This window comes from Pedobacter soli (genome assembly GCF_900101435.1).
In the GTDB taxonomy this organism is placed as follows: domain Bacteria; phylum Bacteroidota; class Bacteroidia; order Sphingobacteriales; family Sphingobacteriaceae; genus Pedobacter; species Pedobacter soli.
The window spans coordinates 445,885-459,846 of the sequence record NZ_FMZH01000002.1; the positions used below are offsets into that span (position 1 = coordinate 445,885).

A 13,962-nucleotide genomic window follows, 5' to 3' on the forward strand; every position below is an offset into this window, starting at 1 on the left:
GAATAACTAAATTACTTTTGAATATGCGCAAACTAATCATTTTTCTATTGCTGGCTATGCCTTTTGGTGCTTTTGCACAAACGGTTACTACAGGTACAGTTTTCGATTTTTCGAAGAAAACACTTTCATTACCTGGTGTAACCATTAGAAATTTGAACAGTAAAAAAACAACTACTACCAATAAAGAGGGAAGGTATACCATTGGGGCCAACGTTGGCGATCTGATCGAATTTTCTGCCGTAGGTTACCATACCGATACCTTATATTTAACCAATCTGCTAAACCGGACCATTTACCTGCCGGTTAAAACCAATAATTTAAAGGATATCAACATCAGCGCGGTAAGAATGAACAGCCAGATTACTGATGCAAAAGACCCTTTGGCCGAAAAATATACCTTGCTTAGTACCGGAGGGAACCTGAACCGTAAACGAATGACAGATAAAGTTGGTGGTTTAAACCTGAACCTGGGCTACGGCAAGTACAAAAGGCAACAGCGTAAAGAAGCCGATTTAGAGGAGAAAGAGATGTACATGGAGGAAATTGACGAGAACTTTACCGCGAAGGCAATTACCGACTTAACCAAGCTGGAAGGCGAAGAACTTAAAAATTTCATGATTATTTACCGTCCTTCGGTTGAGGCTGTAAAAGGCGAAAGACCATTCCGCTATAGCTTCTACATTTCGCGGGCTTTTGTTGCCTGGAAAAAATTAACCCCACAGGAAAGAAAATTGCAGGATTTGCCGAAATTAAAGGCAGATCAATAACCAATTACTGGCTGATTGGTAACATTATAACCACATATAAATCTATATGTGGTTATTTTTTATATTTACCTCCACAATACAACCTTATTATATCATGAATATGACTAAACTATTTACTTTTTGTATGGTTTGTTGTGCTTTTGCGTTTTCAGCATCTGCCCAACAGGCTACTACACCTGCACCAACCAGCAATTATAATCCGGCTGAGGCATTTGGACCACTATTTTATACCCAAAATGGAAATGAATTCCGTTCTGCCATTGGCGCACCAGGACCTAAGTACTGGCAAAACCGTGTAGATTATAACATTACAGCTAACCTTGATGATACCAAAAACATGGTTAGCGGAACGGTAACCATCACCTATAAAAATAACAGTCCAGATAAATTGCCTTACTTATGGTTGCAGTTAGACCAGAATACCTTTAAAGAAACCTCGCGTGGTTATGCAGTAACCCCTGCACGTAGCCGTTATGGTGCCCAGGGCGAAAAGTTTGATGGCGGATATAAAATCCAGAACATCAGTGTATCGCAAAAAGCTGCTGCGGTAAAATTTACTTCATTGGTAGAAGATACCCGTATGCAAATCCGTTTAGATCAGCCAATGGCTCCAAATGGCGATATCATTACCATTAAAATGGATTATTCGTATATCGTACCCAAAGAAGGATCGGACAGAACCGGGCATTTAACTACTAAAAACGGGGAGATTTTTGCCATTGCACAATGGTTTCCACGTATGTCTGTGTATGATGATGTAATTGGCTGGAATACTTTGCCTTATTGGGGCGGAGGTGAGTTTTACTGCGAGTACGGTGATATCAATTTCGCTATTACTGCTCCGGCAAGTCACATTGTTATGGGATCTGGCGAATTGTTAAACCCTGCCGAAGTTTTTACCCCAACACAATTGCAAAGATGGAATGCTGCTAAAACCAGCGATGCTACGGTGCATATTCGTACAGAAGCCGAGGTTACCGATCCGGCATCCCGTCCGGCGAAAGATAAATTAACCTGGAAATTTAAAATTTTAAATGCCCGCGATGCGGCCTGGGCTTCATCAAAAGCTTTTGTTTTAGATGCGGCAAGGTATAAACTGCCAAGTGGTAAAACAGGTTTGGCCGTTTCGGCGCAGCCGGTAGAAAGTAATGGTGTTGATAGCTATGGCCGTGGTGTAGAGTATGTAAAATCTACAATCGAGCACTATTCGTCAAAATGGTTCGAATATCCATATCCAATGGCGGTTAACGTAGCAACCAATATTGGTGGTATGGAATATCCGGGTATTGTATTTTGCGGCTGGACTGCCAAAAAAGGAAGTGCGTGGGGCGTAATTGATCACGAATTTGGCCATACCTGGTTCCCGATGATTGTAGGTTCGAACGAACGTAAATATGGCTGGATGGATGAAGGTTTCAATACTTTCATCAATGGGATCTCAAAAAGCAACTTTAACCACGGGGAGTACGCCAGTGCACCAACTGATATGAACAGAATTGGTAAAGCTGTGATCGGCAATCCGGCTTTCGAAAATATTATGCAAATGCCTGATGGAATGGCCGAACGTAATATTGGTGTTAACCTTTATAGCAAACCAGGCTGGGGATTAGATATTTTAAGAAACCAGATTTTAGGCGAAGACCGTTTCGATTATGCTTTCCGCCAGTACATTAAAAACTGGGCATTTAAACACCCAACGCCATTCGATTTTTTCCGCTCGATGGAAAACGGGGCAGGCGAAGACCTGGCCTGGTTCTGGAGAAGCTGGTGGTTAAACAGCTGGAAAATGGATCAGGGAATTGCAAGTGTTGAAGCCGTTAAAAAAGACGATAAACTAGCTGGCTATAACATTAAAGTAGTAAACCTGGAGAAAATGCCAATGCCGATTATTCTGCAGATTAAAACCAAAAGCGGTAAAACAGATATCGTAAAAGTACCTGTTGATGTTTGGATGAAAAATACCAGCTGGTTGGTACGTTACCCAACAACCGAAGAAATAGAATCGGTAACTTTAGATCCTAATAAAGTATTACCAGATTCGAACCCTGATAACAATACCTGGACAGCCACAGGTAATTAAGAAATTGCTATCAAGCAGGAAGCCTCCCGATCTCCAGGATCGGGAGGCTTTTTTTATTGCAAAGTACCGACGGTTTAATCTTCCATATCACTTAGTTTAGCAATAAATTAGATGTCATGAGTAATCCACTATTAGAAATAAGCAATCCCGAAGGGATTTATGATCCACGTCCACATGGTTATTCGCATGTTGCCGCAGTTCCTGCCTGGAGCCAGCTGGTATTTGTTGCCGGTCAGGGAGGGAGCAGAACCGATGGTATTTTAAGCGCCGATTTTAGCACACAGGTGGCCATTGTGTTCGAAAATATCGCCATTGCTTTGGCTAGCAAAGGCTTAAAAATGGAAAATATTGCGAAGTTAACTACGCTGGTGGTCGATTACGACGAAGAAAAACACCAGATACTGATCGAAGAATCGACTAAAATCTGGCCCGACTTAAAGTTTCCAGTAAATACGCTTATTCCGGTGCAACGTTTGGCTTTACCCGGCATGCTGATTGAAATTGATACAACCGCAATAGGCTAAAGGATGGAAAAGGGAGAACGCAAAAACGTTTATCAGGTTTACAATAAAATAGGTGATTGGTTCGCCGAAAACCGCTATGCCGATTCGGTAGAACGTGTTTATCTGGATGCGATTATTGAACAGCTCCCGCCAAATGCCAGCATGCTGGATGTAGGCTGCGGTAATGGAAAACCGATATTGGAATATTTCATTACCCACAATATTCGTGCTGTGGGTATCGATGGGAGCGAAAAAATGATCGAACTGGCAAGGAATAATTTTCCCGATGCCCGGTTAATGCTTTTAGATATGCGCCAAATGCAACTCGGCGAAAAATTTGATGTGCTTATTGCCTGGCATAGCTTCTTCCATCTACCAGCAGAAGATCAGCCCGCCATGTTCGAAATTTTTGGCAATCACCTTAATCCTGGGGGTATTTTATTATTCACCTCGGGCACCGAAAGGGGCGAAGCCTGGGGCATGAACGGTGGCGAGAACCTGTTCCATGCTTCGTTAGCTACTGAAGAATATCGTGCACTGCTCGAAAGCAATCATTTTGTGGTGTTAAAACACCGGGTAAACGATCCCGATTGTGGTGGCGCAAATGTTTGGATGGCAAAGTATAAACCTCAATAATTTTGCTTTAACTTTGCAACATGGCCGAACAGCAAAAGAACAATCCCCTGCATGGTATTACCTTAGAGAAAATTGTAACCGATCTTCAGATGCATTACGGATGGGAAAAACTGGGAACACTAATCAGAATTGATTGTTTTAATAACAACCAAAGCATCAAATCGAGCTTAAAATTTTTAAGAAGAATGCCTTGGGCACGTAAAAAGGTAGAAGATTTGTATCTGGATACTTTTCATTAGTGATTGCATTTTGAATGATTTTAATATCACTAAATAATTCACGTCACCTTGCAACCTTTCCGCTAAAATGTCCGTCATCTTTTTCTAAACCTTATCCTATGAAAAATATTGCCTATTGTTTTTTGCTGATACTTGCTTTAAGTAGCTGCGCCTTTTCGACTATGACAACTGTTTATTCCAAATCGAAAGGAAAGATAGATGTAACCCCTAAAGAAAATTATACCGTAACGTATCAGGTCGGTTTTGAGGAAAACTTAAAAGCCGACGTTGCTTATACCGATGAAAGTGGTAAGCAAAGTAAATTAGAAAATATTAGTGGTGAATGGGAAAAGCAGGTAACGCTAAAGGCAGGCACCCATGTAGAACTTAAAACACTGGCTAAAGCGAAAACAAAATCGCGGGCAACATACAAAATCCTGGTTGATGGAAAAGTGGTAGCCGAATACATCCAAACCGGAAAAAGGTTAAGTTATATGCTTGCTTTCGATTTGCCTTAGTTCATCAAATCTTCATATTGATTTTAGAGATTTAATAAACAAAATAACAAGGTTTATTCATCTTTAAATTAAATAGACATGAAAGCAATTAAAGTTTTAGTAATCGCATTAGTAGCCGCTTTTACCATTAATACCGTAAGCGCACAAACCACCACACCAGCCAAAACAGGAACTGAAAAAACACAGACCAAAAAAGGCTATAAACATCATCATCACAAAAAACACAAAAAAGCAGCAGCAAAAGCTTAAAATAGAAAGTCTTTCAGGTAACCTGAAAGACTTTTTTGTTACAGGCCGGATTTATATTAAGTATAAGTTGTTGATCTTAAGTTGTTTTATGGTACAAATGGAAAGGATTTAACGCAAACGTTTGTTTCGCATTTCAACTTAACCAATTTTGCCATTTTGTATCATAAATCAGTTTTAAAAACGAAAGATAAAAATACACGGAAAATTCGTCAATTTATTGATTTACATATGCCTTATTCAGCTATTTAAGCAGGATTGATAATTTTATAAAAAATAGATTTTTAATCAAACGTTTGCGTAAAGTTTTAGCGCTTTTATCTCCTCCAAAATCTATAAATTAGGTTATTAGAAAATGCAGGCTATCCCAAACTAACTGCTGTTATTTATCATCTTATAGAAAAAGAATATCAGGTTAAACCTTAAATAAATCAAAATATGGAGCTATCGGTGCAGGGAGGTTTAACTAAGGAAGCAATAACGCTGAGGTACCTCTTTTTTACCTTTTTTAAAATTGGTTGTGTAAGCTTTGGTGGGCACATGGCGTTGGTATCTTTAATCCAGACCATTATGGTAGATCAGGATAAAAGTATCGATAACGAACTGGTTTTGGATAGCGTAACCGTGGCTTCTTTTATGCCAGGGCCAATGGCGGTAAATGTTGTGGCCAACATTGGTTATACACTTAAAGGTAAATGGGGTGCCATAACGAGCATGTTTGCGGTGCTGTTACCTGCCTGCCTGCTCATCCTGTGCCTGGCTTATGTTTACTTTTCAAATGGTTTTAAAATAGAATGGACTTCGGTAATGCAGTATGTTGGCGCTACCATAGGCATCATTATTTTTTCTACCGGCTTGCAGTTGTTTCGAAAAGAAATAGCATTCAATTATAGTAAAATAGCGCTTTTCTTGTTAGCCATTGTACTCGATTTATTTGCCGGAAGTTATATTTTAACCATCTTTTTAATGCTGGTTGGAGCCATGGGCGGTTTATTAATAGATAGAGAAAAGAATAATTACAAAGCAATTTTAGGTAGCCCTAAAGTAAAATACAAACTGCAGTTAAGCCCGGTTTCTTTATCCATCCTTGTTGTTTTATTGGTTAATCAGGTATTGTTTGTAAGTAACTTTTTTAAAAATTATCCTAATATTTTTTTAAAAATTACGACGGTTTTTTCTGGGATCAGTATCTCTTTGTTTGGGGGAGGGTACGTTATTGTGCCAATTATGCAATCTCTATTTGTTAAAGATTTAAACTGGTTAAATACCAAACAGTTTATAGATGCCATTGCTTTTAGTCAGGTTACACCCGGGCCTATTTTAGTTAGCTCTACTTTTATCGGTTATAAACTGGCCGGCTTTTCGGGCGCCTTGCTGGCCACCTGTTGCATGTTTCTGCCAGCAGCAGCACTCATGATTACGGTTGCTAAAATCTTTAACCGTACAAAAGACCATCCCTTAATTAAAAGCATGATTGGAGGCATTAAAGTAGTCGTAATCGGCCTCATTATTTCTTCTGCCTTTAAAATATTATTAATGCAACCCCGCACCATTTTAGTTGGTGCTACAGCACTAATTGCATTTGTGCTAAGTTTTAAATATAAATTGAGTCCGGTATATTTAATATTGGGCGCAATCCTTTTCGGCATTTTAAACACTTTTATTTCATGAACAACATTTCCAGTCCACATGGCATCCAGATAATTGGTACGCAACGCTCAGGCTCTAATCTGTTGAGGGTGATTTTAGATCAATCGGACGAAATTGCTTCGCCACACCCGCCTCACATTTTGGTTACTTTTGTACCCTTATTAAATTTATACGCTCCCTTAACAGCTGAAAGATACCTGGAGCTGGTTAGCGATGTGGTAGACTATGTAAATGCCAATCCCGTACCTTGGGATGGGGTTGAGCTGGATAAAGTCTGGATTTACGAAAACTCGAAAGAGCAGAGTTTATTTGAAATTAACCGTCTGGTGTACGAATCTGTAGCCCGTACAAAGAAAGCGAAATATTGGTGTTGCAAAAGTATGGCTAACGTACACTATGCCAGCGAGCTGGAAAAGTATTCGCCCAAACTTAAATACATCTATTTATACCGTGATGGGCGCGATGTAGCTTTATCTTTTAAAAAAGCCATCGTTGGCGAAAAGCATATATACCATTTGGCTCAACAGTGGTTTAAAGACCAAACAGCTTGTATTGAGCTGTCAAAGCAAATTGAGCCTGAACGTTTTTTTGCCTTGAATTACGAAGAACTGATTGCCAACCCTGAAGAGGTGATCAAAAAGTTATGCCATTTTCTAGAGATTGAGTATTTTGAAAGTATGCTAGATTTTCACCACTCAAAAGAATCGCTGGCTACAGCCAATGCAGGCGAAATGTGGGAGAATTTAGCTAAACCCATCATTAAAGACAATACCCGCAAGTTTTTAAAAGAACTTAGTGCCGAAGAAATCAATATATTTGAGCTAATCAACCAGCAAACTTTAACAGCACTTGGCTATACTTTGGTAAATCCTTCAGTGGAGGGGCAATATATTCCTGAAGCGGATATTTCGCTTTTCAATAGCGAAAATGCCCAAATGAAACAGCAGTTTATGGATAATGCCCGCCAATCGGATTTGGATAAGCGAAATCCACAGCTTGAAATATTAAAACGGATTAAAAACTCAAAAATAGTGCTCGATGCAAAGTAATATTAGTGAAAGTATCGATATCCAGGCAATTTTGGATATTGCTGTGGCTGCTGGCGAGGCAATATTAACGGTGTATAACCGCGAAGAAGGTTTTGAAGTAGAAACCAAAAGTGATGCATCGCCTTTAACCATTGCCGATAAAATGGCAAACGATATCATTTGTGCAGGGCTGAAAAAACTATATCCGGCAATTCCAATCATATCCGAAGAAGGAAAAAGTATAGCCTATGAGGACCGGAAAGATTACAATTATTTCTGGTGTGTCGATCCGCTTGATGGAACAAAGGAGTTTATTAAAAAGAATGGCGAGTTTACTGTAAATATTGCACTTATTAAAGCGGAAACGCCTGTTTTGGGTGTGATTTACGTGCCTGTACAAGGAAAATTATATTACGGTAGCGAAACCATCGGTAGCTGGAAACAATTGCCAGGAGAAGCACCGCAGCAAATTAAGGCTGTAAATACTTCTTCGTGGACAGCCGCGGTAAGCCGTTCGCATGCCGATGGGAAGGAAAAGGAAATCCTTAGTCAATACCCGGTTACAAACGCTATTGCTGTGGGTAGCTCGTTAAAATTTTGCCTTTTGGCAGAAGGCAAGGCGCAAATTTATTTAAGAACAGGCCCTACAATGGAGTGGGATACAGCTGCAGGTCATGCCATTATTTTGTTCAGTGGCTGCAGCATTACTACCTTATCCGGAAAGCCCATGTTGTACAATAAAGAGTCGCTGTTAAATGAAGGCTTTTTATGTAAAGTTGATTAATTTTAAAAGCTAACATCTCTATTTCATGCCACAACAAACAATGCCTAATCTTCCATCTTCTATTTCTGCTCAAAACGGACTGGTGATTTGGTTATTCGGCCTTTCTGGTTCAGGAAAAACAACCATTTCTAACCTGTTGGGGGAGCAATTGAAAGCAGAAGGTTATTTTTCGGTTGCGCTTGATGGAGATGCATTGAGAGAAGGTATCAATAAAGATTTGGGCTTTAGTGAGCAAGATCGTACAGAAAATATCAGGAGGGCTGCAGAAATAGCCAAACTGATGTTGAACAATAATATCATTACCATTTGCTCCTTTATTACTCCGTTGCAGACTCAAAGAACCTTAGCTGCAGAAATCATTGGTGACCGCTATTTTGAGGTTTTTATTGACTGTCCGCTGAATATCTGCCAGGAAAGGGATGTTAAAGGTTTATACAGGGATGCCAATCAAAATTTAATAACCAATTTTACGGGAGTAAGTGCAAAATTCGAGCCTTCAACCCATGCCAATCTGGTTATCAAAACCAATACTGAAAACGCTACCCAAAGCACAAACAGGCTGTTTAGTGCAATTAGTCATCAGCTTAAATCTAGTAGCTAAGATTTTGCCATTTGCTGGTAGCCGCTTAAAATATCTCCATTTCTTCATTCATTTTTGATCGTTTCCGGCGTTAAGTCCGATTAGTCAATCGATTGCGCAGTGTTTTGCTGTACAAGTGAATTGTTTAATGACTAATATTATATAAGCAAGAAGCAAGAGTCGTTGCTTTTTGCCTGCTATCAACTATCAAACGAATCATCATGACTAAAATTTACAGAACCACAGCTCATTATAGGGAGAGGATTCCTATAAGAAGACGCAATCTTTTTAACGCACTCTTAAAAAATATTTATTGTTGTTTGTTTTTGCTCATTCCCGTGGCTGTTAGTGCCCAAACTGTAGTAACGGGTACGGTAAAAGACGAAAAAGGTTTGCCGGCGGTCGGAGCCTCGGTAACCGAAACCGATGTGAAGAATGGCACCTCGGTTGATGCGAACGGTAAGTTTACCTTAACCTTAAAAGGAAAGTTACGTGTTTTAAATTTCACCTTAGTAGGGTATAAAACACAAAAGGTTACAGTTGGTGTTTCTAACGTGGTGAATGTAAACCTGGAAGAAGACTTAAATAAACTGAACGAAGTTGTAGTTGTAGGTTATGGTACCCAGCGTAAAACAGATTTAACCGGCTCTATCAGTTCTATTAAGAGTGACGACCTGAACTTAGGTGGTACTACATCCAATATCGGGCAGGCCATTCAGGGTAAGGCAGCGGGTGTTCAGGTACAGCAAACCAGTTTTGCACCGGGCGCAGGTATGCAAATTACCGTAAGGGGAGGTAACTCTATCAATACCACCAACAGTCCGTTGTATGTAGTAGATGGTTTTATCTCTGATAACGGAAGTACGATTAACCCGAATGACATTGAGGATATCCAGATTTTAAAGGATGCTTCTTCTGCAGCTATTTATGGTGCCAGGGGCGGAAATGGTGTTGTTTTAATTACAACTAAAAAGGGTAAAGCCGGCAGGGTAGCTATCGATTTGGATTTATCTAATGGTAACCAGTTTTTAACCTATAAACCCGCTTTATTAAATGGTCAGCAGTATACTGCCATTCAGAATGCTACAGCGCTTGAAGATGGCAAACCAGTATTATTCCCACCATCTTTCAATATCGCAAATACCAACTGGATGGAAGAAGCTACGCAAAACGCTTCGGTACACAACAGAAGTTTAAGCATTAGCAGTGGCGATCAGAATTCAAAATTATATGTATCGGGTAACTACCTTAACCAAAAAGGAGTTTTAAAAGGAACCGGACTAGAAAAATATACAGCAAGAATTGGTGCAGAAAAGAACCTTAATGAGCGTTTAAAATTAGCTGGTAACTTTTACGGTTCTACTGCTAAAGTATTACAACAATCTTACTCTGCCGATATTACCGCACCATTGTTTGGTTTATTAACCGCATTGCCTAATATCCCGGTATATAATGCTGATGGAAGCTATTTCCGTTATCAGGGTAAAAACAATGCACTGGCAAGTTTGCTGGAGCCAACCAATACCAGTACCAATAAACTGGCTAATGCCAATGTTTCTTTGGATTACCAGATTATTAAAGGACTAACCTATCACTTAGGGGCAGGTGCTGAGTACACCAACCTTAACGAAGGACAGTACATTCCAAGAACATTAACCGCAGGTGCAGTAAATAATGGAATTGCCGCTCAAAAAGCCTCAACCACATTTAGGTGGCTGGTAGAAAATTATTTAACCTATAAATTTAACTTCGGTAGTCATGATTTTACTGCCTTAGCAGGGGTTTCAAACCAAAAAGATGTGAACGAATTTATCGCTGCCGGTAGTAAAGGTTTTCCAACCGACGAATTTTTATTCTACAATCTTGGCGCGGGTTCAACACCAAACGGAACTAACGTTACCATAACCAATTTGGGTAATGGCTACAATAGCTTTAAGGAGCAGTCTACCTTTAACTCAATGTATGCCAGGTTAAACTACGGTTATAAAGACAAGTTGTTAGCTTCCTTTACCTTAAGAAGAGATGGTTCATCGAAATTCGGACCTAATAACAGTTATGGTATTTTCCCATCAGGTGCTATTGCCTATAAATTTACTGATGAGGAATTTATCAAGAACTTAAATACTTTTTCTAACTTAAAATTGCGCGCCAGTTATGGTGTTACCGGTAATGACAGGATTACGAACTATTTGTATTTACCTACTTTTACCAATTACAGTACGGTACTTAACCCTGGCGATCCATTACAAATTGGAACAGAGCCTAAAACCTTAGCAAACCCAAATCTAAAATGGGAAAGTACCAAACAGTTTAACATTGGTTTGGATATGGGTTTCTTTGACGGACGTTTAAATGCCACTATCGATTTGTATGCAAAAAAGACATCCGATTTATTAATCAATATCCCAATCGAACAATACTGGGGATTTAGCTCTCAATTAGTAAATGCAGGTTCGATCCAGAATAGGGGAGTTGAATTGTTAATCAATACCGTAAATATCCGAACTGATAACTTTACCTGGAATTCTAACTTTAATATTTCGCTAAACAGACAAAAAGTATTATCGTTAGGTCCAATAAACCAAATCTCAGTAAATACAGCAAATCCAAGTGGTACGGTATCAGGGCGTGAATTTTCGAGGGTAATGCCAGGCAGAGAGCTTGGAGAGCTTTTTGGATATGTTTACACAGGCGTAATTAAAACCGGAGAAACTTATGCCCCACAACCAAATTCTAAGCCAGGCGATCCGAAATACCAGGATACGAATGGCGATGGAAAAATTACACCGGATGATATGACCTTTTTAGGTAATTCGAGCCCCCGTTACAGTATGGGTTTAGGTAACGATTTCCATTATAAAGGTTTCGATCTGAATATTTTCTTCCAGGGTGCTTTTGGTTATTCTTTATATAACATGAACAGATTGGTATTGGAATCGACCACTGGTGCCGATGCTTTGAACAGGTTTGTGGCTGGTGTTAACGAAAATACAGATATTCCACGTGAAGGATACTTTTTAAGTACCTATGGTAGTTATGTTAACTCACGTTTCGTAGAAAATGCATCATATGTAAGGTTAAAATCTGTTTCTCTTGGTTATAGCTTACCAGCTAAAATTTTCGATCGCATAAAGGTGATAAAAGGCTTGCGGGTATATGCCGAAGGACAGAATTTATTTACCATTACCAATTATACCGGAACCGATCCGGAAGTAAACTCGCACTCAGGTAGCAACTTTGGCGGCGGGATAGATTTTAACGCATTCCCGGCTTTCAGAACATTTTCGGCAGGTGTAAAATTAACCATCAATTAATAATTTCTATCCATTAGGAATAATAAAGATAAAGAGATGAAAAGATATAAGATTATTATAGCCATAGCTGCAATTGTACTTTTGCAGTATTCTTGTAAAAAGGATCTGGATCCTGTAGTATATAGCAGTTTAACCAGTACCAATGCCTTTAAAACAAAATCGGATGCCATTGCTGCAGTAAATGCAGTTTATGCCCGCTTAAAAGGCCCTTCAGTTGGCGACAATTTTGATTACTGGACAGTTAGACACTTTGCATTAACAGATTTAACTACCGATGTAGGGCACTGTAGTTATGGCGGCGACCCTGGCCAACTATCTAATGTTCAATGGAATTCGGCAAATGGTTTAATTGCTGAAGATTGGAGGCAGATTTACAAACTGATTTCGAATGCGAATAATGCAATTTTCAATATCAGCCCCATGACCAGCCTTTCGCAGGCAGAAAAAGATCAGTTCCTGGCAGAAATCAAATTTTTAAGGGCAGTTGCCTACATGGATTTAACAGATGCCTGGGGGCCTGTAATTCTGGCAACAGAAAAAGATTTGGTAAATCCTGATTATACCAAAAATGCAACGCTAACACCACTTGATCAGATAGAAGCGTTTTTGATTAACGACTTGCAGGCAGCAGCCAATACCTTACCTGCTAGTTATGCAAACAACCCAATATATTCAACTAATGATGCCGGAAGAGCTACAAAAGGTGCAGCCCTTACTTTATTGGCTAAATTATATTTGCGCCAGCACCAATGGCAAAAAGTGGTAGATGTTACCAAACAGGTGATGGATTTAAATATTTACTCGCTTTATCCTAGTTATGCAGGGCTTTTTGCCGAAAGTAACAAATGGTGTGCTGAAAATATTTTCTCGGTATTAAGCGATGCCAATGTAAACGGGACTGAACTATTGAACCATTTTGGTCCATCAAATCACCCGGTTTTAACCGATAGATGGCAATATTATGCGGTAACCTGGGATTTTTATAATAGCTTCGACGCAGCAGATGATAGAAAAAAACTCTTTTTTGCTGAGTATACCGGTGTTGATAAATTGGTATACAAACAAGCACCAACGCTTGGCGCCACACCCCCTGCAGGTACTTTTTATATGCAGGATGTGGCCACCGCAAAATATGCAGACCCGAACGGTGCAAATACCTATTACGATGGCCATAGTGTAAATATTTTGCGCTATGCCGATGTATTGCTAAGCAGAGCAGAGGCCATTAATGAATTAAGTGGTCCAAACGCCGAGTGTATCGACCTGATTAACCAGGTAAAAGGTAGATCGCATGCTAAATTGCTGGTTGCAGCCAACTATAACCAAACCACATTAAAAGATGCGCTTTTGCAGGAACGTGGCTGGGAATTATTTTATGAAGGCAAAAGAAGGGCAGATTTAATGCGCTTTGGTAAATATGAAAGCATTGTAAACGGGTATTTAAAACGCATTAACCAAACCCCAACGGTAGTTATGCCGCGCGATCAGTATTTCCCGTACCCTTTAAACCAGGTAAATATTAACCCGAATTTAAATAACTCGGGCAGACAATAATTTCATATTTTTATGATTACAAAAAGGAATATATAGTTTTTACTATGTATTCTTTTTTGTTTATAAGCAATATCCCACATATCT

At 39.4% G+C, this 13,962-nt stretch carries 13 protein-coding genes; all 13 read left to right on the forward strand.

Annotated elements, in window-relative coordinates; genetic code table 11:
- Positions 1-23 precede the first annotated feature (23 nt).
- The 13 genes from BLR37_RS05755 to BLR37_RS05810 all read left to right on the forward strand — a co-directional run bounded on the left by BLR37_RS05755 (position 24) and on the right by BLR37_RS05810 (position 13,878).
- Entirely contained in the window at positions 24-767 is a 744-nt protein-coding gene (locus BLR37_RS05755) for a carboxypeptidase-like regulatory domain-containing protein (protein ID WP_090765776.1), read from the forward strand.
- 100 nt (positions 768-867) lie between these two features.
- Positions 868-2,847 carry a M1 family metallopeptidase gene (locus BLR37_RS05760; protein WP_167356555.1) on the forward strand — a complete coding sequence of 660 codons (1,980 nt, stop codon included), beginning with the start codon at positions 868-870 and terminating at the stop codon, positions 2,845-2,847.
- Positions 2,848-2,963: 116 nt separating this feature from the next.
- Positions 2,964-3,371, forward strand: coding sequence for a RidA family protein (locus tag BLR37_RS05765; RefSeq protein WP_090765782.1), 408 nt, complete (start codon positions 2,964-2,966; stop codon positions 3,369-3,371).
- Between the two features lie 3 nt (positions 3,372-3,374).
- On the forward strand, positions 3,375-3,986 hold the full coding sequence (locus tag BLR37_RS05770) for a class I SAM-dependent methyltransferase (RefSeq protein WP_090765784.1): 612 nt from the start codon (positions 3,375-3,377) through the stop codon (positions 3,984-3,986).
- Between the two features lie 20 nt (positions 3,987-4,006).
- A complete protein-coding gene (locus BLR37_RS05775; RefSeq protein ID WP_090765787.1) occupies positions 4,007-4,225 on the forward strand; it encodes a VF530 family protein in 219 nt (72 codons plus the stop codon).
- 98 nt (positions 4,226-4,323) lie between these two features.
- Complete coding sequence (locus BLR37_RS05780) at positions 4,324-4,722, forward strand: MmpS family transport accessory protein (protein ID WP_167356556.1); 399 nt, start codon at positions 4,324-4,326, stop codon at positions 4,720-4,722.
- A gap of 78 nt (positions 4,723-4,800) precedes the next feature.
- On the forward strand, positions 4,801-4,971 hold the full coding sequence (locus BLR37_RS25290) for a hypothetical protein (RefSeq protein ID WP_167356557.1): 171 nt from the start codon (positions 4,801-4,803) through the stop codon (positions 4,969-4,971).
- Between the two features lie 435 nt (positions 4,972-5,406).
- A complete protein-coding gene (gene chrA, locus BLR37_RS05785; RefSeq protein ID WP_090765794.1) occupies positions 5,407-6,639 on the forward strand; it encodes a chromate efflux transporter in 1,233 nt (410 codons plus the stop codon).
- Complete coding sequence (locus tag BLR37_RS05790; RefSeq protein ID WP_090765797.1) at positions 6,636-7,667, forward strand: sulfotransferase family protein; 1,032 nt, start codon at positions 6,636-6,638, stop codon at positions 7,665-7,667. Before chrA ends, BLR37_RS05790 begins: the two co-directional genes overlap by 4 nt.
- Positions 7,657-8,430, forward strand: a complete 774-nt coding sequence (cysQ, locus tag BLR37_RS05795; RefSeq protein ID WP_208599606.1) for a 3'(2'),5'-bisphosphate nucleotidase CysQ — start codon at positions 7,657-7,659, stop codon at positions 8,428-8,430. Before BLR37_RS05790 ends, cysQ begins: the two co-directional genes overlap by 11 nt.
- Before the next feature lie 25 nt (positions 8,431-8,455).
- Positions 8,456-9,031 carry an adenylyl-sulfate kinase gene (gene cysC / locus BLR37_RS05800; RefSeq protein WP_090765799.1) on the forward strand — a complete coding sequence of 192 codons (576 nt, stop codon included), beginning with the start codon at positions 8,456-8,458 and terminating at the stop codon, positions 9,029-9,031.
- A 317-nt stretch (positions 9,032-9,348) separates the two neighbouring features.
- Positions 9,349-12,324: a SusC/RagA family TonB-linked outer membrane protein gene (locus BLR37_RS05805; protein ID WP_208599607.1), complete on the forward strand. Its 2,976-nt coding sequence runs from the start codon at positions 9,349-9,351 to the stop codon at positions 12,322-12,324.
- Between the two features lie 36 nt (positions 12,325-12,360).
- The gene (locus tag BLR37_RS05810; RefSeq protein ID WP_090765805.1) at positions 12,361-13,878 is read left to right on the forward strand and encodes a RagB/SusD family nutrient uptake outer membrane protein; all 1,518 of its coding nucleotides are present in this window, start codon (positions 12,361-12,363) and stop codon (positions 13,876-13,878) included.
- The last annotated feature ends 84 nt before the right edge of the window (positions 13,879-13,962 follow it).